At 58.4% G+C, this 25,686-nt stretch carries 25 protein-coding genes and 1 tRNA gene; 13 read left to right on the top strand and 13 right to left on the bottom strand.

Going from position 1 to position 25,686, the window contains the following annotated elements; all coding sequences use genetic code 11:
- Positions 1 to 45: 45 nt before the first annotated feature.
- Positions 46 to 750 carry a GntR family transcriptional regulator gene (locus tag F8B91_RS09980; RefSeq protein WP_196503552.1) on the top strand — a complete coding sequence of 235 codons (705 nt, stop codon included), beginning with the start codon at positions 46 to 48 and terminating at the stop codon, positions 748 to 750.
- On the opposite strand, the gene F8B91_RS09975 is transcribed toward F8B91_RS09980, so the two are convergent.
- Complete coding sequence (locus tag F8B91_RS09975; protein WP_196503551.1) at positions 733 to 2,388, bottom strand: GMC family oxidoreductase; 1,656 nt, start codon at positions 2,386 to 2,388, stop codon at positions 733 to 735. The genes F8B91_RS09980 and F8B91_RS09975 overlap by 18 nt on opposite strands.
- A 2-nt stretch (positions 2,389 to 2,390) precedes the next feature.
- Entirely contained in the window at positions 2,391 to 2,714 is a 324-nt protein-coding gene (locus tag F8B91_RS09970; protein WP_196503550.1) for a TIGR01244 family sulfur transferase, read from the bottom strand.
- A gap of 138 nt (positions 2,715 to 2,852) precedes the next feature.
- Between F8B91_RS09970 and F8B91_RS16930 the strand changes: the two genes are divergently transcribed.
- Entirely contained in the window at positions 2,853 to 4,727 is a 1,875-nt protein-coding gene (locus tag F8B91_RS16930) for a sulfatase-like hydrolase/transferase (protein WP_196503549.1), read from the top strand.
- Positions 4,728 to 4,730: 3 nt separating this feature from the next.
- On the opposite strand, the gene F8B91_RS09960 is transcribed toward F8B91_RS16930, so the two are convergent.
- The 4 genes from F8B91_RS09960 to F8B91_RS09945 form a co-directional block, all read right to left on the bottom strand.
- Positions 4,731 to 5,702: an ABC transporter permease gene (locus F8B91_RS09960; RefSeq protein ID WP_246715011.1), complete on the bottom strand. Its 972-nt coding sequence runs from the start codon at positions 5,700 to 5,702 to the stop codon at positions 4,731 to 4,733.
- Complete coding sequence (locus F8B91_RS09955) at positions 5,699 to 6,622, bottom strand: ABC transporter permease (protein WP_432432039.1); 924 nt, start codon at positions 6,620 to 6,622, stop codon at positions 5,699 to 5,701. Before F8B91_RS09955 ends, F8B91_RS09960 begins: the two co-directional genes overlap by 4 nt.
- A 53-nt stretch (positions 6,623 to 6,675) precedes the next feature.
- Positions 6,676 to 8,208: a sugar ABC transporter ATP-binding protein gene (locus F8B91_RS09950; protein WP_196503547.1), complete on the bottom strand. Its 1,533-nt coding sequence runs from the start codon at positions 8,206 to 8,208 to the stop codon at positions 6,676 to 6,678.
- 71 nt (positions 8,209 to 8,279) lie between these two features.
- Positions 8,280 to 9,365, bottom strand: a complete 1,086-nt coding sequence (locus tag F8B91_RS09945) for a sugar ABC transporter substrate-binding protein (RefSeq protein WP_196503962.1) — start codon at positions 9,363 to 9,365, stop codon at positions 8,280 to 8,282.
- Positions 9,366 to 9,633: 268 nt separating this feature from the next.
- Here F8B91_RS09945 and F8B91_RS09940 point away from each other — a divergent pair, with 268 nt between their 5' ends.
- The 4 genes from F8B91_RS09940 (at position 9,634) to F8B91_RS09925 (ending at position 14,085) form a co-directional block, all read left to right on the top strand.
- Complete coding sequence (locus tag F8B91_RS09940) at positions 9,634 to 10,629, top strand: LacI family DNA-binding transcriptional regulator (protein WP_210324349.1); 996 nt, start codon at positions 9,634 to 9,636, stop codon at positions 10,627 to 10,629.
- A 60-nt stretch (positions 10,630 to 10,689) separates the two neighbouring features.
- Positions 10,690 to 11,337: a VOC family protein gene (locus tag F8B91_RS09935; RefSeq protein ID WP_196503546.1), complete on the top strand. Its 648-nt coding sequence runs from the start codon at positions 10,690 to 10,692 to the stop codon at positions 11,335 to 11,337.
- An 11-nt stretch (positions 11,338 to 11,348) separates the two neighbouring features.
- The gene (locus F8B91_RS09930; RefSeq protein WP_196503545.1) at positions 11,349 to 12,104 is read left to right on the top strand and encodes an SDR family NAD(P)-dependent oxidoreductase; all 756 of its coding nucleotides are present in this window, start codon (positions 11,349 to 11,351) and stop codon (positions 12,102 to 12,104) included.
- Positions 12,105 to 12,177: 73 nt separating this feature from the next.
- Complete coding sequence (locus tag F8B91_RS09925) at positions 12,178 to 14,085, top strand: DEAD/DEAH box helicase (RefSeq protein WP_196503544.1); 1,908 nt, start codon at positions 12,178 to 12,180, stop codon at positions 14,083 to 14,085.
- Here F8B91_RS09925 and F8B91_RS09920 read toward each other — a convergent pair.
- Complete coding sequence (locus F8B91_RS09920) at positions 14,082 to 14,774, bottom strand: fumarylacetoacetate hydrolase family protein (RefSeq protein ID WP_196503543.1); 693 nt, start codon at positions 14,772 to 14,774, stop codon at positions 14,082 to 14,084. The genes F8B91_RS09925 and F8B91_RS09920 overlap by 4 nt on opposite strands.
- Before the next feature lie 101 nt (positions 14,775 to 14,875).
- On the opposite strand from F8B91_RS09920, the gene iolG reads away from it, so the two are divergent.
- From iolG to F8B91_RS09905, 3 genes are all read left to right on the top strand, one after another.
- Positions 14,876 to 15,868 carry an inositol 2-dehydrogenase gene (gene iolG, locus F8B91_RS09915; protein ID WP_196503542.1) on the top strand — a complete coding sequence of 331 codons (993 nt, stop codon included), beginning with the start codon at positions 14,876 to 14,878 and terminating at the stop codon, positions 15,866 to 15,868.
- Between the two features lie 100 nt (positions 15,869 to 15,968).
- Positions 15,969 to 16,859: an NAD(P)-dependent oxidoreductase gene (locus tag F8B91_RS09910; RefSeq protein ID WP_196503541.1), complete on the top strand. Its 891-nt coding sequence runs from the start codon at positions 15,969 to 15,971 to the stop codon at positions 16,857 to 16,859.
- A gap of 158 nt (positions 16,860 to 17,017) precedes the next feature.
- Positions 17,018 to 17,389 (top strand): autotransporter outer membrane beta-barrel domain-containing protein, encoded by a 372-nt coding sequence (locus tag F8B91_RS09905; protein WP_196503540.1) that lies wholly within the window; start codon positions 17,018 to 17,020, stop codon positions 17,387 to 17,389.
- A 317-nt stretch (positions 17,390 to 17,706) separates the two neighbouring features.
- Here the strand turns inward: F8B91_RS09905 and F8B91_RS09900 are convergent, their stop codons facing one another.
- Positions 17,707 to 18,339, bottom strand: coding sequence for a Crp/Fnr family transcriptional regulator (locus tag F8B91_RS09900; protein ID WP_196503539.1), 633 nt, complete (start codon positions 18,337 to 18,339; stop codon positions 17,707 to 17,709).
- Between the two features lie 266 nt (positions 18,340 to 18,605).
- Between F8B91_RS09900 and F8B91_RS16925 the strand changes: the two genes are divergently transcribed.
- The gene (locus F8B91_RS16925) at positions 18,606 to 20,582 is read left to right on the top strand and encodes a methyl-accepting chemotaxis protein (protein WP_246715009.1); all 1,977 of its coding nucleotides are present in this window, start codon (positions 18,606 to 18,608) and stop codon (positions 20,580 to 20,582) included.
- 83 nt (positions 20,583 to 20,665) lie between these two features.
- Here F8B91_RS16925 and F8B91_RS09890 read toward each other — a convergent pair.
- From F8B91_RS09890 to F8B91_RS09870, 5 genes are all read right to left on the bottom strand, one after another.
- A tRNA-Phe gene (locus F8B91_RS09890) sits at positions 20,666 to 20,741 on the bottom strand.
- Between the two features lie 63 nt (positions 20,742 to 20,804).
- The gene (gene yacG / locus F8B91_RS09885; protein WP_196503538.1) at positions 20,805 to 20,996 is read right to left on the bottom strand and encodes a DNA gyrase inhibitor YacG; all 192 of its coding nucleotides are present in this window, start codon (positions 20,994 to 20,996) and stop codon (positions 20,805 to 20,807) included.
- Positions 20,997 to 20,999: 3 nt separating this feature from the next.
- Positions 21,000 to 21,638 (bottom strand): Maf family nucleotide pyrophosphatase, encoded by a 639-nt coding sequence (locus F8B91_RS09880; protein ID WP_196503537.1) that lies wholly within the window; start codon positions 21,636 to 21,638, stop codon positions 21,000 to 21,002.
- Positions 21,639 to 21,641: 3 nt separating this feature from the next.
- Positions 21,642 to 21,863 carry a translation initiation factor IF-1 gene (infA, locus tag F8B91_RS09875; protein WP_196503536.1) on the bottom strand — a complete coding sequence of 74 codons (222 nt, stop codon included), beginning with the start codon at positions 21,861 to 21,863 and terminating at the stop codon, positions 21,642 to 21,644.
- 206 nt (positions 21,864 to 22,069) lie between these two features.
- Positions 22,070 to 22,786 carry a YoaK family protein gene (locus tag F8B91_RS09870; protein WP_196503535.1) on the bottom strand — a complete coding sequence of 239 codons (717 nt, stop codon included), beginning with the start codon at positions 22,784 to 22,786 and terminating at the stop codon, positions 22,070 to 22,072.
- A 90-nt stretch (positions 22,787 to 22,876) separates the two neighbouring features.
- Between F8B91_RS09870 and F8B91_RS09865 the strand changes: the two genes are divergently transcribed.
- The 3 genes from F8B91_RS09865 (at position 22,877) to xdhA (ending at position 25,683) form a co-directional block, all read left to right on the top strand.
- Positions 22,877 to 23,842 carry a LysR substrate-binding domain-containing protein gene (locus F8B91_RS09865; protein WP_196503534.1) on the top strand — a complete coding sequence of 322 codons (966 nt, stop codon included), beginning with the start codon at positions 22,877 to 22,879 and terminating at the stop codon, positions 23,840 to 23,842.
- 84 nt (positions 23,843 to 23,926) lie between these two features.
- A complete protein-coding gene (uraH, locus tag F8B91_RS09860; protein WP_196503533.1) occupies positions 23,927 to 24,268 on the top strand; it encodes a hydroxyisourate hydrolase in 342 nt (113 codons plus the stop codon).
- Positions 24,268 to 25,683 (top strand): xanthine dehydrogenase small subunit, encoded by a 1,416-nt coding sequence (xdhA, locus tag F8B91_RS09855; protein WP_196503532.1) that lies wholly within the window; start codon positions 24,268 to 24,270, stop codon positions 25,681 to 25,683. The genes uraH and xdhA overlap by 1 nt, the downstream gene beginning before the upstream one ends.
- Positions 25,684 to 25,686 lie beyond the last annotated feature (3 nt).

Here is a 25,686-nt window from a genome sequence, read left to right as displayed (position 1 = left end):
ACAAGCACACCTGTTCGCACGCACCACGCTAGCGCAGGTGGCAGGATGAATGCAAAGGTCGTTGCATCTCAAGGTTACAGGCGCGTGCGCGATGATGTGCTGCGCAGAATCCAGTCCGGAATCTGGAAGCCAGGGGTGCTAGTGCCCGGCGAGATCGAGCTGGCGCAGGAATTTGGCGTGGCCCGCGCCACCGCCAACAAGGCCATGTTGGAACTGGTGGAGCAGGGCTATCTGGAGCGCAAACGAAAAAGCGGTACGCGGGTGCGTGCCGCCCGCCTGCGCGCCGCACGCTTCACCATTCCACTGATCCGCGAAGAAATCGAAGCCAATGCACGCTATGGCTACAGGCTGCTCAGCTGCGTACAGGAAACATCCGATACCGCCTTACGTGAAAGGCTGGGCCTGACAGGCAAGGCCAAGCTTCTGCATGTGATTTGCCTGCATCTTGCCGATGACGCGCCACATCAGGTGGAAGAGCGTTGGATCAATCTGCACACACTGCCAGAGGCGGCGCAGGCCGATTTCTCGACCGTCAGCCCGAATGAATGGCTGATTGACCGTGTGCCTTTCAATGACGTGGAGCTGGATATTTCAGCCATCATGCCGCCCCCGCATGTCCACAAGCTGATCGGCAAAGGTACACGCGCGCCCTCGCTGCTGACCGAGCGTACCACTTGGCTCAATGGAAAATCGGTGACGTATTTGAGGCTCTATTTCAAGCCGGGCTACAAACTAGCCACGCAATATTAAATCGGCTGCCTTCTCGGCTAGCGCATAAGTCGCAGCCACCGTATTGCCCGAAACAATCAGCGGCATCACCGAAGCATCCACCACCCGCAATCCATCGACGCCATGCACGCGCAAATTCGCAGGATCAACCACCGCGTCTTTATCCCTGCCCATTTTGCAGGTGCCTGCGGGATGAAACAGCGTGCCCACCGTCTGCCGGATGAAGGCATCAATTGCGCCATCGCTTTCAACCTCCGGGCCGGGAGAAACTTCCGCCTTCAGATGTGGCGCGAAGGCAGGTTGCGCGATGATCTTGCGAGAGATGCGCACGCCTTGGCGCAAGGCATCCATCGTGCTTTTATCGCGGAAGAAATTGTAGAGAATGGATGGCTTCACCTTGGGGTCAGACGAGATGAGGCTCAGGCGGCCAATGCTGCCCGGGCGCAACTGGCAGACATGCATGAGGAATCCATGGCCGGTGAAGCCGGCAGCATTCTGCGTGTTGCCCACGGCGGTGCAGAAAAACAGCTGAATATCGGGCCGCCTCACACCCGGCACGGTGGAGAGAAACGCGCCGCCTTCGCCGGTGGTGGAAGCAAACAGCCCGCGCCGCCGGAATACCCAATCCAATACATGCAGGATATTGCGCGGCAGTGCCTTCCACGAAATGCCATAAGGCGCTGTGGTTTTGGCGCGGTATTCGAGCGTGATGTCGAGATGGTCCTGCAAATTGCCGCCCACGCCGGGCAGATTGTGTAACACGGATATGCCGTGTTTCGTGAGCTCCTTGGCATCGCCGATGCCGGAGAGTTGCAGAAGGTGCGGCGAGACAAATGCCCCGGCTGACAAGATCACTTCGCGGCCCAGAATTTTCTCGCCGTTGGCCTCAACACCAATGGCGCGCTTGCCCTCGAACAGCACGCGCGTCACCTGCTTGCCCGTGAGCACCGTAAGATTGGGCCGTGTGTGGCGGATGGGCGTGAGATAGGCGCTCTCCGACGTTTCACGCAAGCCCCCGCGCTGGGTGAAGGTGTAGATGCCAGCACCTTCCTGTGATGCGCCGTTGAAATCTGCGTTGAGGCCATAGCCCCGCTGCTGCATGGCCTCCAGGTAAACCCGCGTCATCGGATTGACGCTACGGATGGAGGCAATATTCAGCGGCCCGTTGGTGCCGTGATAAGCCGGATCAATCTGTTGCATTGTGCTGGGCAGATGGCGGCCGGAGCGCGGCTCAGCCAGCATTTCAAAACGCTCAAGCTTGCGAAAATAGGGCAGCATGTCGTCATAGCCCCAACCTGTGTTGCCCAGTGCCGCCCAGGCATCATAATCGTCGCGCTGGCCGCGAATGAAAATCTGCCCATTCACATTGGTGGAACCACCCGTGCCCTTGCCGCGCGGCAAGGCAATCTTGCGGCCCTGCAAGCCGGGTTCCGGCTCGGTTTCAAACCAGTCCATGAATTTGGCGCCGCCGAGAAAGGCCAAGGCTGGCGCCATGAAGGTCACCATGGCCAGCGGCATGCGCACCAGCCTGCTTTTGTCGTTGCGGTCAGCACCCGCTTCGATCAGCGCCACTTTGGTGTTGGGATTTTCGGAAAGGCGATTGGCGAGAACGGCACCGGCAGCACCAGCCCCCACGATCACATAATCATAGTCCGGCATCGTTAGCCCCGGCTCAATTGCCAGATCATGTTGCAGCGTGCGCCAGAGCGGCAATAGGCCAGGATGGGCTTGGGCATGTCGCGCATCGCCTGAGCAAAGGCGGTGATATCCTCAGGATTTGTCTGCCCCGGAATGATCGGGATATAACGGGTCTGCACGCCCACATCTGTTGCGGCCTGCTCGATCAGAGCAAAATCCGGCTGGTCAAAACTCTCGCCATCGGGGCGGTTGCAGATGATGCTTTTGAAACCGGCCCTGGCAATCAGCGCCACTTCCTCTGGCTGGATCTGGGCGGAGATGCTGAAATCTTGAGACAGCGTTTGCATGGCAGAAATCCTGTGACATTCTGAAAGCTATAGGCCGCGCGCGCCGCCTTTCGCAATGGCCAATCCGGACCCGGATGTGCTTGACAGGCCAGGCCCTTTCCGTAGGAAGGCGTGGGGGTATGACACGGGGTGGCACCAGTGACCGAGACAACGCGCAAGCATTCAACGCATCCTATCGTCACTGCCTTGCTGCTGCTGGTGATCCTGCGCATCTGCGTGCTGGCGGTTTCATCATTCATCAATCGTGAAAGTCTGTGGGGCTGGGCCACGGCCACGGGCTTTCATCTCGGTATGACCTTGCTAATTGGCGGCTTGTTCCTGCTGGTCTGGAAGCTGGTCTATCTCTCACCTTTGCGCGCACTGGTCACAGCGGCCGCGCTGATTGCGCTGTCGGCTCTGCTGTTCCTCAGCCTGTCTGATCCGATCCTGTTTGCGATCATCGGCGAAAGGCTGACACCCTCCACGCTCCGGCATTTTGCGGGCTGGGGCCTGTTTCAGTCTGATTATTTCTGGAAGCCGGTGATCGCCTATTGGCCTGCCGTTCTTTCGGGCGTGAGCTTCCTTGCGCTCTTCATACTGTGGATGCTCTGGCAATTTGTGCGTCTCGGCCTCAGGCCCTCCCTCACACCTCTGTCTTGGCGTGCAGCCTTTCTGACCCCGATGGCAGGCGCTGTTCTGGCGGGTGGGATTTTCTACGTGTTCCCACAGGTGCTGCAACCTGTCGAAATGGATTATCTGGCGCAAGCCACCGGCGCTGACGGCGCGCGCCTTGGCATGTCTGAAGCAGATGCCATCAAAAGCATCCGCAATTTCGCTGGCTTGCCGCAAGGGGCTGAATGGGCGGATGACACCTATCCGCTGATCTACCGCTGGAGGGAACCACCGGCCGCGCCCGCAGTGAAGCCGGATATCTTTGTCTTCGTGGTGGAAAGCATGCGCGGCGAAAGCTTGAAGCCCACCAATCCGGGTGGCCAGAATCTGGTCTCTGTGCCGGCCATTGAGGACATGGCGGCGCATGGTGTGGTGTTCCAGCATTTTCTGTCCAATGGTTTTCCGTCCGGGCCAGGCTTTGTCGGCATTTCATCGGGCGCGTGGATGCATCCGGTGAAGCGGTTGGATGCCGCCTATCCCGATACGGCCTTTGATCGCTTGGGTTCTCGCTTGCGCAGCGATGGCTATCATACCGGCGTGATCACTTATGACGTTCGCTACGACGACAAGACCCGTTGGGTCTATAATGTTTTTGAGGATGTGGTGGATGGCGTGGCCAAGGGCCTGCCTTCCAGTGACGCCGTGACGGCAGATGAATTCATCAAATGGGTGGGAGCAGCCGACGGCGACGGAAGCAACAAGCCGATCTTCGGCATGTATTTTACCAAGGAACCGCATCTACCCTATGCCTATCAGGACGATAGCGGCGGTTGGACCTTCGGCAAGGATCTCGCCGTAAATTATGCGCATTCCATTCATGGCATGGATGCTCAGTTGGCGCGCGTCTTCGCCGCGCTGAAGCAGCGGGCCCGGTGGAAAGACACGGTGGTCATCATCCTGGGTGATCACGCTAATTTCCTCAACCAGGGCACATCGACGGGCCAGCCGGTCAACGACACCAATTTCACCGGCGCGATCATTTCCGGAGGTTCGGCCATCATCGGCCAGCCGCGCATAAATCAGGAGCCATCCAGCCAGTCCGACATTGCCACTACGGTGCTGGCATTGGCGGGAGACTGGCGTCCGGCCATGACGCTGGGCCGCGATCTGCTGAGCGCATCGCCTGCGCGGCCGCCACGTGCCTTGGCCATCCGCAACGGTGGCAGCAGGCTTGATGTGGGGCTTGAAACCATGATGCTGCCCGGTCACAGCGCCACGCGCGCCGTGCTCACGCCATCATTGTTGCCATCAGTGCCGGGCACGCAAGCCATGCCGCCAGCAGGCGAGGTCGCCGATGCCATACGCATCTGGGCCTGGCTGATTGAGCACAACCGGGTGTGGAATCCCGATGTGCTGAAATAGGTTTTAGCGCAGCTTCTTTTCGCGGCCGTAAAGCAGCAGCATCAACACGATCACCACGCCATAGACGATCTGCCGGCCGAATTCCGGCATCTGCATGACCGACAGGATGGATTGCAGTAGCGTGATCAGCAGCACGCCGGCGACGGTACCCAGATAGCTGCCGCGGCCACCGAGGATCGACGTGCCGCCCAGCACCACGGCGGCAATGGCCGGCAGCAGATAGGCATCACCCATCGATTGCGCTGCTTTGGACGCATAGCCCGCCAGCATGATGCCGCCCAGGGCTGCAAGCCCGCCTGAGATCGCGAAGACCAGCATCACGATGCGCCTTGTATTGAGGCCGGAAAGATAGGCCGCACGCTCACGATTGCCGATGGCATAGACAGAACGGCCAAATGTTGTGCGCGTCAGCACGAACACCGCCACCGCACCGATGATCACCCAGCAGACGACCGCATTGGGAATGGTGGGAATGATCGATCCGGTTGCAATGTAACGCATCGCCGGCGAGGCCGTGTCCTGCGGTGAGAAGCCGCCGGTGTAAACCACCATCAGCCCTTGCGCGACGGCATTGGTGGCTAGTGTGATGATCATCGACGGGATGCGTAAATAGGCCACGCCAAAGCCGTTCAGCAGCCCCAGCAAAATGCCGCACAGAATGCCAAAGGGAATAGCAAACACCGCGCCCGTAGGTCCGAAGCTCGCCAGCGCACTCGACATCATGGCACCCACGGTGACGACCCAGGGCAGCGACAGGTCAATCTGCCCCACGAGAATGACAAACATCATGCCGGTGGCGATCACGCCAAGGAACGATGCCACCTTCAACTGTTGCAGCAGATATTCCGGCGATAGGAAGTTGCGCGAATAGATGCTGCCCACCAGCAACAGGAGGATGATGCAGCCAAAGGCCGTGAGTACGGCGGGATCAAAGCGTTTCGACAATTTCTGCATATTTTCCATCACGGCACTCATCCGAACCACTCCAGCCGGTTGCGGATACGCAGCAGCCCAAAGGCGCTGATGCTCACCGCCAGCATCAGGACCACGCCCTGGAATAGCGGCTGCCACAGTGGATCAAAATCAAACACGAACAGCAAGTCACCAATGGTACGGAAGGCCAGCGCGCCGAACACCGCGCCAATGGCACTGCCACGCCCGCCGAACAGCGACACGCCACCCAGAACCACAGCTGCAATGGAGAACAGCGTATAGGCATTGCCGCTGGCATAGGCCGCATCACCCGTATAGGTGAAGAAGGTGAGGAACAGCCCACCGATGGCCGAGAGCAGGCCGGAAATGGTGTAGGCCAAAAGCTTGGCGCGCTTGACCGGCATGCCCGACATGTAAGCCGCCTGTTCGGATGAACCCACCGCATAGGCGGCGCGGCCCGTTTCGGAGCGGCTGAAGGGCACCCAAACCACCAGGATCACCACCAGCAGCGTAACGAGGCTTGTCGGCAGAAAGCCGAAGAGTTTGCCAGTCAATGCATCAGCCAGTGTTTCATCCACAGTACCGCCGGGGTGGGGCCGCAAGGCGAGGGCAATGCCGAAATAAATCGCACCCGTGGCGATGGTGGCCACGATGGGTTGCAAGCGCCCGAAAATCACGATGGACCCATTGATGGCACCGCAGAGCGCACCCACCAGCAGCACGACGACCACGCCAAAGGCCACTTGCGTGGGCGACCCTGTGACCAACCATGAGGCGAGGCAATTGGTCAGCGTGAAAATCATGCCGACGGAGAGATCAATGCCCGATGTGATCACCACCAAGGCCTGCGCCATGGCCACGAAGGCCAGCAATACGCCCTTGTTGGAGGCCGTCTGCACCACATTGACGGAAAAGCCGGCCGGATGGTTTGACGTGTAGATGATGAACATCACCACAAAGATGCCGATGGCCACCAAAGTGCCGCGTTGCTCGGCAAGCCAGAAACGCCAGTCTTTCATGCGTGGGCTGCCTTTTCGGTTTCGATATTAAGCGCGCTGGCGATCAGCGCATGTTCGGTGATCCCGTCACCTTCCAGTTCACGGATCACCTTGCCGTCATACATGACCAGCACGCGGTTGCAGCAGCCGATCAGCTCATCATAGTCGGTGGAATAGAACACGATGGCCGCCCCTTCCGAGGCCAGCTTATGCAGCAGACGGTAAAGCTCCTGTTTGGTGCCCACATCAATGCCGCGCGTCGGGTCATTCAGAAGAATAATGCGCGGGCTATTCATCAGCCATTTGGCGATGACGACCTTCTGCTGGTTACCGCCGGACAGCGAGCCCACCGGAATATCGGGGCTGGCTGTCTTGATGGCCAGAAGCTCGATCATCTGGTCCAGCATGTCCTGTTCGCGCGCGCGGTCGATGATGCCGAAATTCGAAATGCGTGGCATGGACGACAACGAAAGATTTTCGCGCACCGTCATCGGCAGCATCAGGCCTTCGGTCTTGCGATCTTCCGGGATCAGCGCCATGCCGATCCTGTCACTCTTGGCGGTTTGCGGGCTGCCGATCTTGCATTCCTTGCCATCGATCATGACTTCGCCGCTGCAGCCACGCAGCACGCCAAACAAGGCCAGCAACAATTCACGTTGCCCCTGCCCATCAAGCCCACCGAGGCCCACGATCTCGCCGGGGCGCACCGCCATTGAAACCTTGTCCAGCCGGCCCGTCCACGAAAGATTATTCACCGCCAGCGCAGGCGCCTTGCTGTCGGCAGCAACCTTGAGCTTTTCGGGGAACACATTCTTGTATTCACGCCCGATCATCAGCTCCACCACTTCGTTATTGGTCTTGGTGCCGGCTTTGTAAGTGGAAATTTTCTGGCCGTTGCGGAACACCGTGCATTCATCCGCCAGTTCGGCGATTTCATGCATGCGGTGCGAAATATAAAGCAGCGCCAGCCCTTCGCCACGTAGGCGCTTGAGAACGGCAAAAATCTTTTCAACGTCCGACGCGGTGAGCGCCGATGTGGCTTCATCAAGGATCAGCAGCTTCGGCTTGCGCGCCAGGGCCTTGGCAATTTCCACCATCTGCCGGCGCGACAAAGGCAGATCCTTCACCAAAGCCAGCGGGTGAATGCCTTCAGCTCCGGCCTGCGCTAAAGCTTCTTCCGCCAAGGCGCGCTGCTTCTTGCGGTCAATCAAGCCAAAGCGCTTGGGCGGATTGCTGATGATGATGTTATCGGCCACCGACAATTCTGGGATCAGCGAAAGTTCCTGGAAGATACAGACGATCCCGGCAGCATTGGCTTCAGCGGGCGAGGCAAAGGAAACCTGCTTGCCATCCAGCGCCATGCTGCCCTCATCCGGTGCCACCACGCCAGCAATCACTTTGATGAGAGTGGATTTGCCAGCACCATTCTCACCCAGAATGGCATGGATGCGGCCCGGCCATATATCCAGACCAGCCTTTTCAAGCGCACGCACACCACCATAGCGTTTCGACACGCCTTCCAGATGCAACAGGGGAACAGAATCCGTCAAACGACCTCCAGCAGATCAAAAGGGGCGCCGTGGAATTGCTTCCACGACGCGCCCCGGGAGTAAAACCAGATTTACTGGTTTTCTTTGGTCTGCCCCATGATTTCCTGGGCAGAGAAGTTGATGCCGCAGGTGGGGAAGGAATTGCCCACGAAGAAGTTGTTGGACTGGTCAGGGAAGAAGTCCGTGCCGGCCTTGAAGTTCGGGTCTTCCACGATGGCCAGTGGCAGCTTCACCGATTGCGGAACAACTTCGCCTTCCAGAGCAGCAATGGCCGTCTTGATGGCCACGGCAACCTGGGCAGGGCCGGTGCCGGCAGACGAGCACTTCAGGCCGTCGCCAGCATGTTCCGAGCAGAACTTGCGGAAGCCGTTTTCGGTTTCACCGCCGAATGGCACGAATTTCTGCTTGGCGTCGATCATGGCTTGCACCACGCCGGTGTCGCCACCCTGTGCCGTATAGCCATCGAAGGGACCATTGGTGGCAATGGCGTCAGCAGCGGCCTTCTGGGCAACACCGTCATCCCACTTGCCGACAACTTCTGTCACTTCCCACTTCTTGCCGGAGGCATCGAGGGTCTCGTGAATGCCGTTGTGGCGGTCGGTATCAACCGAGGTGCCGGCCACGCCGCGCACTTCAAGCACCTTGCCGCCATTCGGCACATTCTTGATCAGCCAATTGGCCCAGAGAACACCAAGGCCCTTCTGGTCCACGTTCACATTGATCGCATCCTGGGTGTCCAGAATGTTGTCGAAGGCAACGAGCACCACGCCGGCTTCCTTGGCGCGCTTGATGACGGGCGCGAAGGCAGTCGGGTTCTGGGCGTTGACGACGATGGCGTCATAGCCGGAGTCAATGAAGTTGTTGATGGCGGAGATTTGCGCCGGCACGTCTTCACCGGTGGAAACCACCTTGAACTCCTTCAGCTTGGCCGCCACGTCTTTCTGGGCAGCATAGGCCTTGGCGGTTTGCACCATCTGGATGCGCCAGGTGTTGGCGATGTAACCATTGGCCAGAGCGATACGATAAGGCCCGGCCTTCTTGGGGAATTTGAAGAATTTAGTATCAGCGGCCCAGGGTGCGAAGCATTCCGCCTGAGCTGCCGGCCCGGCAACAACTTCCGGCGCTGCATGAGCCGATGTTGCAAGCGCAGTGAACATAGAGGTCGACAGGCCAGCGGCCACCAACCAGCGCGTATTGAATGAAAGTGCCATTTAGTTCCTCCCGAAACTGCGCTCCGGCTGATTCCGGGTCACGCTGCCAGAGCCCGCGAGATTGTTCTCGGCTGATTATGTTTGCTCAGGCAGGCTGGGACCATACGCGAAATGACAGCGCTGTCAAATGTATTGGATTTTGCGGTGCATCAGCCTATGGTCTGACCAGTAGACGGCAGGTGGGGAGAGTGCCATCACGAGAAAACGCAAGACATTGGATGATGTGGCCCGTCTGGCGAATGTGAGCCCAATCACGGTTTCACGCGCGCTGCGTGACCCCGATGTGGTTTCTCCTGAACTCCGGCAGCGGATTGACGCTGCGGTGGAAAAGCTGGCCTATGTGCCCAATCTCGCGGCCAGCAGGCTGGCATCGGCACGTAGCCACTCTGTGGGCGTCATCGTGCCCACGCTCTATAATGTGATCTTTGCCGACTATCTGCGCGCCCTGCATGAAGTGTTTCCCAATGCCGGCTTTCAGGTCGTGGTGGTCAACAGCCGCTATTCCGCCATCGAGGAAGAAAAGGCGGTGCGCACTCTATTGGGCCAGCGTGTCGAAGCCATCGTGATTGTTGGCGTGGACCACACGCCGATGACCAGGCGCTTGCTCAAGCAAGCAAAGATTCCGGTGGTCGAAACCTTTGAACTCTCGGATGACCCGGTGGATGTGAATATCGGCCTGTCGCATGTCGCTGCGGGCCGGGCGGCGACGCAACACCTGCTGGATCTGGGGCACCGCCAGGTTGGCTTTGTGATGGGCAGCATGGATATCCGCGCCGCCGCGCGCCTCGAAGGCTACCAATCCGCGATGACGCAGGCGGGCATTGCGCACGATCATCTGATTTTTTCAAAGCCGCTGCCCAGCACGATTGCACTTGGTTCCGCCATTCTGGCCGACATGGTGAAGGGTGGCGCCATGCCGGACGCACTGTTCTGCATCGACGACAATCTGGCCATGGGGGCGGTGATGAAATGCCGCGAGCTTGGCATCAGCGTTCCGGAGAAAATTTCGATCATTGGATTTCATGATCTCGAATTCGCGGCCTATGCCTCCCCGCCGATCACCACGGTGGCCACGCCGCGCTACGACATCGGGAAAATGGCGGCCGAAGCGGTGCTCGCCAAAATTGAAAAGAGCCGTGTCACTGCGCCGAGGCGCGTGGATATGGGCTACAAGATTCTCGAGCGGGGGAGCACCGCGCGGCGGAAATGAATTGGCCACGCCTGGTGAGTTCCAATGGACTCCTGCCGATCTCTGTGCCAGTTTTTGAACATGCGCGTTGATCATCTTGTCTGGTATTGTGCCGATCTGGCCGAAGGCGAACGCATTTTCGCTGAAACGATGGATGTCCCATCTGCCTATGGCGGAGAGCATCCCGGCGGCGGCACGGCCAACCGGCTGCTCTCGCTCTCGGACACGACCTATCTCGAAATTCTGGGCCGCGACCCGGGCCAGCCGGAAAGCAACCTGTATCCGGAACTGAGAGGTGTTTCGGGACATGGACTTTATCATTGGGCGATCGGGGGGATGGATCTTGAAGCCTTGCGCAGCAAAGCCGTCGCGGCCGGGCTGGCGCACAGTGATCTGGTGTCGGGTGGAAGAACCCTGCCCAATGGCAATTGGCTGGGCTGGACATGCTTTGGCATCAACGATCATGGCTTCGGCGCGCTGGTACCCTTCTTCATCGATTGGCAGGACAGCGAGCACCCAGCCAAGACAGCGCCGCGCGGCGGCAAGCTTGTGGGTGTGGAAGTGTTTTCGCCCAAGGCAGCGGAATTGCGCAAACTTTTCGATGCGCTTGGTCTCGACATCAAAGTGACGGAAGCGGCCAAGCCCGGATTGACAGCGAGTATTGAAAGCCGCTTTGGCACCCAGCTGTTGCGGATGTTTGATCCGGTGCCGCCGGGTTTTTCGATTTAGGGAGGCGGCACATGCAACGGCTGGCTGGAAAACGTGTTATCGTCACCGGGGGCTCCACTGGAATTGGTGCGGCCATTGCCAAGCGCTTTCTGGACGAGGGTGCAAAGGTCTGCATCTGGTGCCGCAACCCGGATAACGCTGCAAAGATCAAGGCGGAGTTGCCAGCACTTTCAGACGTGATTTGCGCCGATGTAGCGGAGCCGGGGGAAGTCGACGCGGCCTTCGCTCGCTCGGTGGCCGCCCTGGGCGGACTCGATGTGATGATCCCCAATGCCGGCATTTCGATCCGGAAGGATTTCCTCAACATTGACCGCGCCGATTTTGACCGGGTGATGCGCGTCAATGTGCATGGCGTGTTCTATCCCAGCCAACTGGCCGCCAGACACATGATGAAGGCCGATGGTGGTGCCATCGTGATCACCGCTTCCACTGCCGGCGTCGTCGGCTATCGCCACTATTCCGATTACAATGCCAGCAAGGGTGCCGTTCTGGCGATGATGCGCACCATGGCGATCGAGCTGGCCCCCAAGGTGCGCGTCAATGCGGTCAATCCCGGTTATACATCCACACCGATGCAGGATGCCGAATACAGCCCGGAAATGCTGAAGCGGGTGAACGACATCATCCCCATGCGCCGGCATGGCCGACCGGAAGAACTGGCGGGGCTTTATGTCTATCTCGCGTCTGATGAAGCGGCCTATGCGACGGGCGGTATTTTCACCTTCGATGGTGCGGAAAGCGTGGGATCTGCGGCTACCACACTGTAATATCAGCCGTGTGGCATTTCCGGCGCAAAAGCTGTAAGCGCGGCGCTCATTCCCCTTTTGAAAAGACGCGCCCTTGCCATTTCCCATTACACCAGCCCCTATTGCCCGCGCCCTCACTGAGCGCAATTACGAAGACCCCACCGCCGTTCAGCTCGCCGTTCTTGAAGCGCGCGCCACGGGCCGTGACATGGTGGTTTCCGCCCAGACCGGCTCCGGCAAGACGGTGGCTTACGGCTTAGCCATTGCCTCCACCTTGCTCGGCGAAAATCTGCGCTTTGAGCAGGAAGCTGATCCACTGGCGCTGATCGTGGCGCCGACGCGCGAATTGGCGATGCAGGTCGAACGCGAACTCACCTGGCTTTACGCCCACACGGGTGCCCGCATTCTCTCCTGCGTGGGCGGGATGGACCCGGGCCGCGAACGCCGCCGCCTTTATGATGGCGCGCATATCATTGTCGGCACGCCGGGCCGCCTGCGCGATCATCTTGAACGCGGCGCGCTGAAGATTGATGAGCTGAAGGCCGTCGTTCTTGACGAAGCCGATGAGATGCTCGACCTCGGCTTCCGCGAAGATCTCGAATTCATCCTCGAAGCCACGCCGAAGACGCGCCAGACTTTGATGTTCTCAGCCACCATGCCGAAGCCCATCGCCTTGCTGGCCAAGAAATACCAGCGCGATGCCTTGCGCATCGAGGCCAAGGGTTCCGAGCGCGCCCATGCCGATATTGAATACCGCGCCATGCGCGTGGCACCGAATGAAGTGGAACATGCCGTCGTCAACGTGTTGCGCTTTGTGGAATCACAATCGGCCATCGTGTTCTGCAACACCCGCGATCATGTGCGCCATCTGCACGCCACGCTTTCTGAACGCGGCTTTGCGGCGGTCAATCTCTCGGGCGAGTTGAGCCAGGCGGAACGCAACCACGCTTTGCAGGCTTTGCGTGATGGCCGCGCTCGCGTCTGCGTGGCCACTGATGTGGCCGCACGCGGCATCGATTTGCCCAACTTGAATCTCGTGATCCACGCTGATCTGCCGAACGATGCCGAAACCTTGCAGCATCGCTCCGGCCGCACCGGCCGCGCCGGGCGCAAGGGCGTTTCGGTTCTGCTGGTGCCTTTGTCGCGCCGCCGCAGGGCCGAGCAGCTCTTGGCCACAGCCAAGGTCAACCCGGTCTGGAGCGGCCCGCCACAGGCCGAAGACATCCGCAAGCTCGACCAGCAGCGCATGTTGCAGGACCCGATCCTGACAGCTGTGAACAGCGAGGAAGATCTGGAAATGGCGCGTGCAGTTCTCGCAAACAGGCAGCCAGAAGAAGTGGCAGCAGCACTGGTGCGCATCTACCGTTCGCGCCTGCCTGCCGCTGAAGATGTGTTTGATCCAGGCCCCGGTGACAATCGTGCGTCCCGCAACGACTTCCGCGAGCCCAAGTCTTTGCGCCGCAAAGAAGAGCGTGGCTCTGGCCCGCGCGAATATACCTGGTTTCGTCTCGATATTGGCCGCAAGAACAATGCCGATCCGAAATGGCTGCTGCCGATGATCTGCCGCCGCGGCCATGTGACCAAGCCGGACATCGGCGCAATCCGCATCAATGAAAATGAAACGCGCTTTGAAATCGCTGCCCACGCGGCGGATAAATTTGCTGCCGCCATGGTGATCGCCGACAAGGATGACGTGACGATTTCCAGGCTCGATGGCGTCATGCCGGCGCAAGCGCCAAAATCTGAGCGCAAGCGCAGCTTCGAACGCCGCGAAGGCAAGGAGAATTACGAGGCAAAGAAACCTCATGTCTTCGAGGCAAAGCCAAGCCGTGAAGGCAAGGAACCTTACGAAAACAAGAAGCCACACGGCTTCGACGCAAAGCCTGCGCATGAAGGCAAGAAGCCTTTCGGCGGCAAGCCGAAATTCAAGGGCAAACCGAAATTCAAAGGCAAAGAAGGCGGCTTCGAACCTTACAAAGGCCCGAAGGGCAAGGCGAGCTAACGCACCTCAAACGCAATGGGCGCCAGCTTGGCGATCCCGGCGGTCAACTTCATGCCACGCTGCACCGGGCCCACGCCGGCGGGCGTGCCGGTCATGATGACGTCGCCGGCGTTCAAGGTGAAATACTTTGAAAGCTGCGCCACGATCTCTGGCACGTTCCAGATCATGTCTTTCAAATCTCCGGTCTGCCGCCTTGCGCCATCGGCATCGAGCCAGATTTCGCCTGACGACAAATGCCCGCAGGCGCTGGCCAGCGTAAGCGGGCCAATGGGAGCGGATGCTGCAAATGATTTCGCGGTTTCCCACGGGCGGCTCTGCTTCTTTGCCACCGCCTGCAGGTCACGCCGCGTGAGATCAATGCCCACGGCATAGCCGAACACATGGTCCAGCGCCTGCACCACAGTCAGGTTCACGCCGCCTTTGTCCAGCGCCACCACCAGTTCCACTTCGTGATGCACATCCTGCGACTCTGAAGGATAGGGAATGGGCTGCCCAACCGGAACAATCGCATCCGCCGGTTTCATGAAAAAGAACGGCGCTTCGCGTTCGCCCGTGTGGCCCATTTCGCGGGCATGCTCATCATAGTTCCGGCCCACGCAGAAAATGCGAGACACCGGAAACAGCTTGTCTGTTCCCAAAATGGCGAGGGTGGCGACGGGTGCGGGCGCAAAGGCGTAAGTATGAGACATACGGATGTTTTAGCCAATTCAGCGCGCGGCGATAAGTGAAATCCCAGAATTGCCTTTCGCTGCAAATGAGAGCAAAGCGGAGCCCTTCCAGGGAGAATGAAATGATCAGATTTGGTGTCATTGGCGCAGGCCGCATTGGCAAAGTGCATGCCAAGACCATTGCAAGCAATTCCAAGGCCCAGCTCGCTTACATTGCCGATGCCGTGCCGCAGGCCGCGCAGGACCTGGCCGCCCAATATGGCGCCAAGGTTGCCAGCGTTGAAGAGATCATGAAGGCCTCTGATGTGGATGCCGTACTGATCGGCTCGCCCACCGGTTTCCATGCAGAACAGATCCAGGCCGCATCTAATGCCGGCAAGGCGATCATGTGCGAAAAGCCGGTCTCGCTCAGCGTGGCCAAGATTGAAGAGACGCTGAAAGTTATCGAGAAGAACAAGTCGACCTTGATGATCGGCTTCAACCGCCGCTTTGACCCGAGCTTTGCCGCCGCTGAAAAGCGCATCCGCGCCGGTGCTGTCGGCGATATCGAACTCATTACCGTGATCAGCCGCGATCCATCTCCGCCACCGGCCGAATATGTGAAGGGCTCAGGCGGCATTTTCGCCGACATGATGATCCATGACTTTGACCTGGCACGCTTCCTGATGGGCGAAGAGTTCGTCTCGGTGAGTGCACTGGGTGCGGCTCTGGTGGACAAGAAGATCGGTGAAGCCGGAGACGTCGACACGGCAGCCGTGCAGATGCAGACCAAATCCGGCCGCATCGCGGTGATCACCAATTCACGCCGCGCCACTTATGGCTATGACCAGCGCCTGGAAGTGCATGGTTCGAAAGGCATGATCCATGCCAAGAACATGCATGAAACCACGGTCGAATTGCAGACGGCCGAAGGTTACAAGACCGACCCGATCATGAACTTCTTCCTTGAGCGCTATCTGCCAGCCTACACCAATGAGCTGAACCTGTTCATCAATGCGGTTGAAACCGGTAACCGCGACCCCAAGCCCAGCGGCTTTGACGGCCTGCAGGCGCAGAAACTGGCCGAAGCTGCCACGCAAAGCTGGAAAACCGGGCTGCCGGTCAAGGTTTCGTAATCACCGGCTCCGGCCTTGTGAAAAGCGAAAAATAAAGGCAGCTTGGTCCTGACGGCAGGATTGTCGGCAGGGGGCGCACGATCCAAGCGGAGGGGTAGCGATGGCTGAACCGCAACACAGTGCCGTTACTGTTCTGGGGCTGGGTGCGATGGGCGGCGCACTCGCGAATGGGCTGCTCAAACGCGGCTTGCCCGTCACAGTGTGGAATCGAAGCCCCGATAAAGCTGAAGCACTGGTGGAACAGGGCGCGACTTTTATACCAGATCTCTCCGCCGCCATCGGCGCGTCTCCGGTGACGATCATGTGCCTGTCCGATCACGCTGCATGCATGAGCGTGTTGAACGGCAAGGCCATTGCGGCAGCGGCGGGGCGAACACTCATCCAGCTCAGCACGATCACCTCGGCAGAATCGCGCGAATTGGCGTCTCGGATGGCAGCGGCGAGCGTGCGCTATCTCGATGGCCAGATCCTGGCCTATCCCGATGACATATTGGAAGCGCGCGCCAATCTGGTCTGTTCGGGCCCGCCGGAAGTTTTCAATGAGCACGCCGCTACGCTCCGCGCCATGGCCGGAAATGTCTATCACGTCGGCGCATCGCACGGGGCAGCGCCATCCTTCGCCAAGGCGCATGATTCATTTTCGCTCGGTTGTTATCTGTCGCTCCTGCAAGGTGCTGCCATGTGCGCAAGCTCCGGCGTCGATCTCAGGGCGTGGAGCGATTACAATCTGCGTTACTTAAGCAGCGGCAATCTGGGCCGCGAAATGGCCATCCTCGCTGATCAAACCATAACGCGCAGCTATGACGAAGGCCTGGGCGCCACCATGAATGTATGGCGCGGCGCGGCCATCAAAATCGTCGAAGAATGCCGCACGGCGGGTGCGAATGTCGCCCATCTCGATTCGCTGCTGGCGCTCATGGATAAGTCCATCGCAGCCGGCGCAGGCGAAAAAGAAATCGGCGTCCTGTTCGAACAGATGACTGCGAAATAAATGGTGCCCAGGACCGGAATCGAACCAGTGACACGCGGGTCTATGGCACGCTGCTGGGCTATGACATCAGCGCCATTGCCGTGGCAGGCTCCACCACCGCGTAACGTCTTGGCACCAGCGTCACCGCTTCTTATGAGTTGGCTGGTGGCGCACTTTCCATGACGCCATTCGTGCGTGGCTCGGGCTTGTTTGAATGGCAGGCCGCCTATACTGACAACGCGGTGGTGCCGCATGCGGCCCAGTCTCTGGGCGTGGGTCTAATCTCACCCGGCCTGCGCATCTCCCATAGTTGGGAGTTGGGCAATGGCGCGGTGTTGACGCCTTATCTTGCAGGCGAGGCCGACTATGCCTTTGGCAACGGGGTTCTGGCCGGGTTCAACGACACACAGGGTCTGGCAGGAAAGGTCAATGCCGGATTGAATTGGCGTGGCGCACACGGACTCACTTTGGGCGTTGACGGCAGTTATGGCGGCATCGGTGCATCGATCCAGAGCCAGAGCCTCCAGGCCACAATCACCGTTCCGCTCTGACGCAAGGCCAATAGCGTTTCATGCGGCCCATCACGGTGGCGCGCCTGGCGTCATGCATCAGCCCCTGAAATAGGATCTCAGGGTTGCCTCCAAATTGGGCCAGAGCAACGCAATCACTACAATCAAAAAAAGTGCAACTGCTGCCAGATTCCAGGCGATCTCAAACCAATAGGTTCGCCGGGATTTTGGCTCGCTGTGAGCAGTGACGCCGGGCTTAGGCGCGCGGGTCATCGTCCGCTACCCACCCAATTTGCCACGCCACCCCAGGAAAGGGTTGCTTCGGCGGTACAGTCTTGATTTTCTCATTTGCCCAATGCTCAAAAAAATCTTTGATATTCATTCTCGGGCACGCCATAGGCGCCACCCGCAATTTTCAACAGCGATGGGCGGTCAAGAATCCGCACTTTGCCCCTCATGGATTTGATGGCATTCTGGCCTTCCAGAACCTGCAAGGCAACCGTGACGCCCGCCCGGCGCACAGCAAGAGTCTGCGACAAGAACTCATGGGTGATGACGAATTCCGCAGTATCCAACCTGTCCTGGCACATGAGAAGCCAACGCGCGAGCCTCTGTTGGATTGTCATGCGCCCATTCGCCAATGCCGTTTGTGCGGTCTGCACCATGAGAGTGTAAACAAAGCGGAGGATTGCAGTTCTCGTTTCAACACTGGAGTTGAAGGTCTCGAGAAAGGCGCGTTCAGCGATTCTGATCGACCGTCCCGGAACCTGGACTACAACCTCAAAGGGTGCATCTGTCACTGCGAAGCACAATGAAGCGCCGATCAGCCCTTCACGCCCGATGAGCCCGGTTTCAATACGCGTGCCATCGTTGCAGAGAGCGAGAACCGAGCAGATGCCGGAGACTGGAAAATAGATATGCCTGATGGTTTGGCCTTGGGAATGAAGAACGTCGTGGCTGTTCAAATCGACCCATTCAAAATGCTGATACATGGCCTCGAGATCTGCTTTTGGAAGTGCGCGAAGCAGTCGATTGTCCAACGCCGTCCTGACGCTTTTTGGCATTCAATATTCTTTCGATCGCATGGCTGACAACGGCTTCCAACTTTCAAACTTTTGCTAGTTGTCATTAGCAAAGTGCGGGGTCCAGCAAATGTGCATAAGCGTACATTCTCCTTATAAATCAGGTTGCAACAGCTTCACTTAAGCTTTGCCAAGCATCACACACCGCGGGATTCAGCACCAAAAGAGATGGCCAAATGCAATATGCAACCTCCGAAACCTACGATCAAAAAACGCAACTTGGTTTTTTCAGCATTCGGCGCGGCATGCTGCTCGGAGCCAGCTCCATAATTGCCGGCATCATTGTGGCAGGGGTTGCGATGTATCAGATCGATAACACCTACAGGATTGGCAGCGACAACTACTCAAAGATTGCTGAGGGCAAGGATCTCATCGCCGATATCTTGCCACCACCGCTGACGCCGTATCAGGCCATGCTGATTATCCACGCGTTGGACATCACCCCTGCGGATAAAATACCTGCAGCACGCGACAAGGTGGCTCAGCTCCACAAGGACTTTACCACCCGTCTCGCCCTTTGGGACGAGGTCATGAAGCAGCGTGGCAAGGCCGACATTCCACAGTGGAAAGAATTCTTCGCCGCCCTGCACAGCAAGGGAGATGTATTTTGGAAAGTTTTGGAGACCGAAGCGCTTCCCGCAGTGGTCAGCAACGCGTCCAGCAAAGACGAAGATATCAATAAGGCCATGACCGCCTTCTATGGTCTGGAGTCTACCGTAGAGTCCTCCGTATACTTTATCAACAACGACATCGCTGCCAGTGAAAGCTTGAGCAAGAGTGGCGCCGACCGGGGCATGAATTTGATCATCGGAGTTTTCGCGGTCATCCTGACAATGATCGGTCTTCTGAGTTTTCTCGGTCAAAAAATCATCGTGCAGGGCATCACCAGGCTTTCCCGGGCGATGGAAGTGCTGTCTCAGGGAAATATTGAAATTGCAATTCCCTACGAGGACAGGAAGGATGAAATTGGCGTGATGGCGCGCGCGCTTGCGGTGTTCAAAAGCCAATCCCAAAAAATCAGGGCCAGTGACATTGAAAAAACTGGCACACTTACAATTATGAAACAGCAGGCTGATGCCGTGGCGGCCAATCAGGCAGAGAACAAGCGCGTGATTGAAGAAATGGGTGAGGCTCTCAATCGGCTGTCGGCCGGCGACCTGACGTGCAAGCTGACAACCCCGTTTGCGGAATCTTTGGACGTTCTTCGTCAAAACTATAACAAGACCATCGACGCCCTGCAGGAATTGATCTCAAATGTGAAGCTTGGTGCTGAAAGCATCATGTCCGGTACCGGGGAAATTGCTGAAGCTTCAGGTGATCTGTCGCGCAGGAGCGAGAGCCAGGCGGCAACCCTTGAGGAAACCGCTGCCGCCGTCGCGCAGATCACCGACAAGGTGCGGATTACTGCGAGTGGGGCGGTCCGTGCACGAGAAGTGGTTCAATCGGCCAAAGTTGACGCTGACAAAAGCGGTGAAGTGGTTGCGCATGCCATCGACGCGATGCATCGCATCGAGGAAAGCTCCAAAAAAATCACACAGATTATCGGGATGATTGACGAAATCTCGTTCCAGACAAATCTTCTTGCCCTGAATGCCGGCGTTGAGGCGGCGCGCGCGGGCGATGCCGGTCGCGGATTTGCAGTTGTGGCTCAGGAAGTGCGCGCGCTGGCTCAAAGATCGGCGGGTGCCGCGAAAGAGATCAAGGTCATTTTGTCTTCGTCGCAAGATTCGGTGGAGGAGGGTGTCGGTCTTGTAACAGCAACCGGCGATTCATTGCGTTCCATCATCGAACGCGTAGGAGAAATCAATACAGTCATCTCAGAGATTGCCCAGAGCGCCGAGCAACAGGCCTCCGGCCTTCAGGAAGTCAATGCGGCTGTCGACAATATGGATAAGGCCACGCAACAAAATGCAGCTATGGTGGAAGAAACCACGGCAGCAACACGCATGCTGACTGAGCAGACCGTTGAATTGGCAAAGCTGGTTTCGCGCTTTTCAACGACCGCTTCGTCCGCGATCAGCAGAGAAGATTCAAAATCACCGTCAAACACCAAAAAGACCGCGTCCGTGCGCCCCGAAAAGTTCATCCCGCTGCAGCGCACAGGAACAGGAGTCGCACACAAGCTTGCGGGCGATGACTGGTCCGAATTTTAAACATACCACAATGCCGGGCAGATGAATTGCGTCCCACCGCAGCTGCGGCAGTGATCCAAATTCAAAATGATGTGAGAAATAAGTGGTGCCCAGGACCGGAATCGAACCAGTGACACGCGGATTTTCAATCCGCTGCTCTACCAACTGAGCTACCTGGGCACGGCGCTTTGGAAGCGCGCGGGCCCCCTATAGGCGAGGCGCACAGGCCTTGCAACCCATCTTTCAATCGCCTTGCGAAGGGCCTGAATCTTCTTCGTCATTCTCCACTGCAGGGATGGCATATTGCCCGCCCAGCCAGCGGTTCAGGTCCACCTCGCGGCAGCGGTCTGAGCAAAAAGGATGATGTTTCGGCCCGGCCGGTTTGTTACAGATGGGGCAGGGCCGGGGCCTTGGAAAAGTGACGACTTTCGCCACGCCTCAGAAACCCTCGGGAGGATTCGCCATCCAGTGCTCATAGACGGGATAGCGGGCACCCTGCAGAAGCGACACGGTTTCATTCAGCGGCAGGCCAACCACGGCGGCATGCGAGCCGGAGAGATAGCGCACAAAGGCTTCGGCGCGGCCTTGGATGGCGTAGCCGCCGGCCTTGCCTTTCCATTCTTCGCTCTTCAGATAGCTGTCGAGATCTTCGCGCGAGAGGCGCTTGAAGCGCACTTTTGTCTCACTGGTGCGCGTGGTCTGCCGGCCATCGGGCGCGATAAGCGAGACGGTGGAGTAGACCCAGTGCGAACGGCCAGACAGTAGCGTGAGACAGTCCTTGGCGTCCTGATAGGTTTCGGCTTTCGGGAGGATGCGCCGGCCCAACGCCACCACCGTATCGGCAGCCAGAATATAGGTGTTGCGGCCCAAAGCTTTGACCTGCGGCGCGTCTTTCGCCTTTCTGGCCTTGGCTTCGGCCAGGCGCACAGAAAGCTTGCGCGGGCTTTCGCGCTTCAACGGCGTTTCATCGATGTCGGCAGGGTTGAGCAGATCAGGCGCCAGCCCGATGCGGTCCAGCAGCGTCAGTCGTCGTGGGCTACCACTGGCCAGAACCAGACGTGCCTTGTCGTCGCTCATGTTTTATTTGAACCGGTAATTGATGCGGCCCTTGGTCAGATCATAGGGCGTCATTTCGACCATCACCCGGTCGCCGGCCAGAACGCGGATGCGATTCTTGCGCATTTTGCCGGATGTATGCGCGATGATCTCGTGGCCGTTGTGATCCAGCTTCACCCGGAACGTGGCGTTGGGCAGCAGTTCGGCAACCGTGCCTTCAAATTCGAGAAGTTCTTCTTTGGCCATTCAGAATCCTTAAAAACGCTTGTTCCGGCAAAGTCAGAAACTTTAACGGCGGGAACAGGCGCCAGTTCAATTAAACGGCGCGATTTCCCATCGGCCAGACGGGTGCCGGGCCGGAAATCGCGCTTGCTTGCGGCCTTTTGCGCCGGAAACGGGTCAAAATCAAGCCACTCTGCGGGCTGTTACCAAGGCAAAGCTTGAGGCTTCAGTCAGCCCTTGGCGCGGTCATGCGCTGGGGTGTCCGGATTGGTGATTGTGAGCAGCGAAAGCGTGAGCAGCGCCAGCGCGGTGATCAGTTGCAGATAGCCGCCCATCACCCGGTAAAGCAGCACGCCCATCACGCCACCCACCAAAAAAGACCCCACAGTGATGAGCTGCAGCTGCAGGTTTGAGGCATTGATGCCCCGGAGTTCATGTTTGCCCATCAGAAAACTCGAGGCCGCAATCCCAATATCAGTGATCAGGCCGGAAACATGCGTGGTGCGCACCCGGGCTGACGAGATCAGCGTGCTGATGGCATTCTGGAAACCCATGGCAAAGGCCAGCCCCAGCACGATGATCGAGACCCGCCAATCCCTGTTGGCCCACAGGTCCGATCCGCCGACCAGAGCAATAAGTGAAGCTTCGAGCACCAAAGCATAGGCATAAATTTTGCGCGTCTTTCTGCGCCCTGCCGTGATCAACGAGGACGAACACAGCGAGCCGAAAATGAAAGCCATTAGGATCGAAAGGAAGAATGACGCTAACGCATATTCGCCGGAAGCTATTTTCTCTGACAGGCTGGAAAGATTGCCCGTCATGTTGGCGGAAAAGAACCCGACTGCGAAAAACGCCGCCGCATTCATCGCCCCAGCCACGCAGCCCAGCACGCAGGCCAGCCTGATATCGATGGCCTGGTCCCGCTCCACGCCTTCCCTGATTAACATGACCTTGTTCTCCCCAAGAGGATCAGAAGCATAGAGCAAGTCTCCGCCGCCGCAAAGATTGCAAGCGATGCGCGGTGGACAAGAGCGGTGGTGACGCGCACTGCAAATCCCGCTTATGCTTTGCCCATGCCTGCTTCATTCCTCGACATTGCCTATCGTTATTTCCTCGCCGTGGCGGAAACCGGCTCGGTGCGCGAGGCGGCGCGTAGGCTCAACGTTGCGCCCTCGGCCATCAGCCGCCAGCTCAAACTGCTGGAATCCGAATTGGCCACCGCCGTGCTGGACCGCGATGGCCGCAACATCTCCCTCTCGCCTGCCGGTGAGATTCTGCTGCAGGGCCTGCGTGCCTCGCGGCACAGCCTTGAGAACATCATTGAGCGGCTTGATGCCTTGAATGGTCTTCGCCAGGGGCACTTGCGCATCGCTTCGGTGGAATCGGTCTCGGTCTCTTTGCTGCCGGAATTGCTGCAGACTTATGCGACCACCTATCCCGGCATCACCTTCAGCGTGAGCGTGGCGGGTTCCGAGACGGTGACCGAAATGGTGCATGACCACCGCGCCGAAGTGGGTTTCACCTTCAACCCGAAGCAATTGCGCAATCTGGAAGTCGTGACAGGGGCGGCCTTGAAAGTCTGTGCCGTCATGTCGCCCGATCATGCGCTGGCCAAGGCGAAAACCCTGACCCTTGGCCAATGCATGGAACATGCTGTGGCCTGGCCCTCCAATGACATCAGCCTACGCGCTATATTGGAACATACATTACGCCGTCGCACGAAAATGCCCCATGGTGCCCGGGTGATGGAGTGCAATTCGTTGCGTTTGATGGCAACCATGGCGCGTTTGAACCAGTGTATCGCCTTCCAGCCGCCCATCGGCATCGAGACAGATTTGCGGCAGGGCACTCTGGTGGCAATCCCCTTGACGGACAAGGGTTTGGCGCGTGACGAGTTCGCAGTCATCAAGCGCCGCGGCTTGCGCAACCGCCCTGCGGTTGATGCATTTCTAGACATCATGACTGCGCAATTGCCTAAAATGAATGCTGTTCTCAAAAAGTGAACAGGAGCACTTCCATTTTGTACTTTTGAGAACAATTCCCGCGTGTTAAGATTCTTCCGTTTTGACGGGAATGGACCTGACGGAATGGGAAGACTGACGACCCATGTGTTGGATACCGCAACAGGCAAGCCAGCGGCGGGCTTGGCCATTGAAGTGTGGCGCGGCGGCGAGCGTGTCAAGGTGATCACCACTAACGATGATGGCCGCGCCGATGCGCCGCTTCTCGAAGGCGACGATCTTAGCACCGGGCGATATGAGTTGCGCTTTCATGCCGGCGATTATTTGCGTTCTTCAGGCATCGAACTGCCCGAGCCGCTGTTCCTTGATGTGATTCCGATCTCTTTTGGCATCTCCGACGCAAGCGCACATTATCATGTGCCGCTCCTGCTCTCGCCCTTCGGCTATTCGACCTATCGGGGCTCGTAATGGCGCTCTCCTTCCTGCGGCGTGGCAAAATGGTGCAGGTGGAAAATTTCGTACCCGATACGATGCTGCTGGATTACCTGCGCCTCACCGAGCGTTCGCGCGGCACCAAGGAAGGCTGCAATGAAGGCGATTGCGGCGCCTGCACCGTGGTGCTGGGCGACCTGGTGAATGGCAGCGTGCAGTACAAGGCCGTCAATGCCTGCATCCTTTTTCTGGGCCAGATCCACGGCAAGGAACTGATCACCGTCGAAGACCTCGCCGAGGGCGGCAAGCTGCATCCTGTGCAGGCCGCCATGGTGGAAACCCACGGTTCGCAATGCGGCTTCTGCACACCGGGCTTTGTAATGTCGCTGTTTGCGCTGGGCCACCAGAAACAGAATGTTTCGCGGGATGATATTCTGCTGGCTATAGCCGGCAATCTCTGCCGCTGCACCGGCTACAAACCCATCGTCGATGCTGGCTTGAAAGCCTGCAACAAGCTCTCCGACAAATTCAGCGCCGATGCCAAACAGGCTGCCGCCGCTTTGCAATCCATCGCCAATGAAGACCTGTTCATCGGCAACGAAGACTCCTTCTTCGCTGCCCCCGCATCGGGCGCGGCGCTAGCCACTTTGGCCGCAAAATATCCGCAAGCGCGCATTGTCGCCGGAGCCACCGATATTGGGCTCTGGGTGACCAAGCTGATGCGCCCACAAAAGCAGATCATCTATACAGGCCGCGCCACTGACTTTGCCGAAGTCAAAGTGAGCGGGGACGGAATTTCTGTCGGGGCCGGGGCCACCTACACAGCAGCGCTGAATGCGCTTTCATCGCACGCAGCAGATTTCGGAAGTGTTGTGCGGCGCATTGGGTCAACTCAGGTGCGCAATTCGGGCACGATTGGCGGCAATGTCGCCAATGGTTCGCCCATCGGTGATACGCCACCCATGCTGATCGCGCTCGGCGCCACGCTCACCCTGCGCAACGGTGAAGCCACGCGGGCCATGCCCATAGAAGATTACTTCATCGCTTACGGCAAGCAGGACCGCGTGCCCGGCGAACTGGTCTGGCAGATCGATGTGCCCAAACTGAAGGCCAATCAGCAGTTCAAGGCCTACAAAATATCCAAACGTTTCGACCAGGATATTTCCGCTGTCATGGCCGCCTTCCGTTTCACGCTGGATGGCGATGTGATCAGCGAAGCCCGCATCGCTTTCGGCGGCATGGCAGCAACTCCAAAGCGCGCCACCAAAACGGAAGACGCATTGCGCGGCAAAACACTTGCGCAAGCGCTGTCCATCACGCTCGATGATTATGCGCCGCTCACCGATATGCGGGCCTCCGCCGAATACCGGCGCGAGACGGCAGCCGCTCTTCTCAAGAAGGCGCTGTTGGAATTGCAGGGTGAAACGCAAACCCGGGTTCTGGTCGCATGAAGC

It is taken from the genome of Aestuariivirga litoralis (assembly GCF_015714715.1).
Lineage (GTDB): Bacteria > Pseudomonadota > Alphaproteobacteria > Rhizobiales > Aestuariivirgaceae > Aestuariivirga > Aestuariivirga litoralis_A.
The sequence above is the reverse complement of the archived record's forward strand: the minus strand, read 5'-3'. Positions and strand labels throughout refer to the sequence as shown.

Coding starts and splice junctions, on each gene's coding strand:
- F8B91_RS09980 (WP_196503552.1), top strand. CDS start 46: ATGAATGCAAAGGTCGTTGCATCTCAAGGTTACAGGCGCGTGCGCGAT.
- F8B91_RS09900 (WP_196503539.1), bottom strand. CDS start 18,339: ATGTATCAGCATTTTGAATGGGTCGATTTGAACAGCCACGACGTTCTT.
- F8B91_RS09970 (WP_196503550.1), bottom strand. CDS start 2,714: ATGCAAACGCTGTCTCAAGATTTCAGCATCTCCGCCCAGATCCAGCCA.
- xdhA (WP_196503532.1), top strand. CDS start 24,268: ATGGCGCTCTCCTTCCTGCGGCGTGGCAAAATGGTGCAGGTGGAAAAT.
- F8B91_RS09975 (WP_196503551.1), bottom strand. CDS start 2,388: ATGCCGGACTATGATTATGTGATCGTGGGGGCTGGTGCTGCCGGTGCC.
- F8B91_RS09960 (WP_246715011.1), bottom strand. CDS start 5,702: ATGAGTGCCGTGATGGAAAATATGCAGAAATTGTCGAAACGCTTTGAT.
- uraH (WP_196503533.1), top strand. CDS start 23,927: ATGGGAAGACTGACGACCCATGTGTTGGATACCGCAACAGGCAAGCCA.
- F8B91_RS09920 (WP_196503543.1), bottom strand. CDS start 14,774: ATGTCTCATACTTACGCCTTTGCGCCCGCACCCGTCGCCACCCTCGCC.
- F8B91_RS09930 (WP_196503545.1), top strand. CDS start 11,349: ATGCAACGGCTGGCTGGAAAACGTGTTATCGTCACCGGGGGCTCCACT.
- F8B91_RS09935 (WP_196503546.1), top strand. CDS start 10,690: ATGCGCGTTGATCATCTTGTCTGGTATTGTGCCGATCTGGCCGAAGGC.
- F8B91_RS09910 (WP_196503541.1), top strand. CDS start 15,969: ATGGCTGAACCGCAACACAGTGCCGTTACTGTTCTGGGGCTGGGTGCG.
- F8B91_RS09905 (WP_196503540.1), top strand. CDS start 17,018: ATGACGCCATTCGTGCGTGGCTCGGGCTTGTTTGAATGGCAGGCCGCC.
- F8B91_RS09880 (WP_196503537.1), bottom strand. CDS start 21,638: ATGAGCGACGACAAGGCACGTCTGGTTCTGGCCAGTGGTAGCCCACGA.
- iolG (WP_196503542.1), top strand. CDS start 14,876: ATGATCAGATTTGGTGTCATTGGCGCAGGCCGCATTGGCAAAGTGCAT.
- F8B91_RS16925 (WP_246715009.1), top strand. CDS start 18,606: ATGCAATATGCAACCTCCGAAACCTACGATCAAAAAACGCAACTTGGT.
- infA (WP_196503536.1), bottom strand. CDS start 21,863: ATGGCCAAAGAAGAACTTCTCGAATTTGAAGGCACGGTTGCCGAACTG.
- F8B91_RS09945 (WP_196503962.1), bottom strand. CDS start 9,365: ATGTTCACTGCGCTTGCAACATCGGCTCATGCAGCGCCGGAAGTTGTT.
- F8B91_RS09870 (WP_196503535.1), bottom strand. CDS start 22,786: ATGTTAATCAGGGAAGGCGTGGAGCGGGACCAGGCCATCGATATCAGG.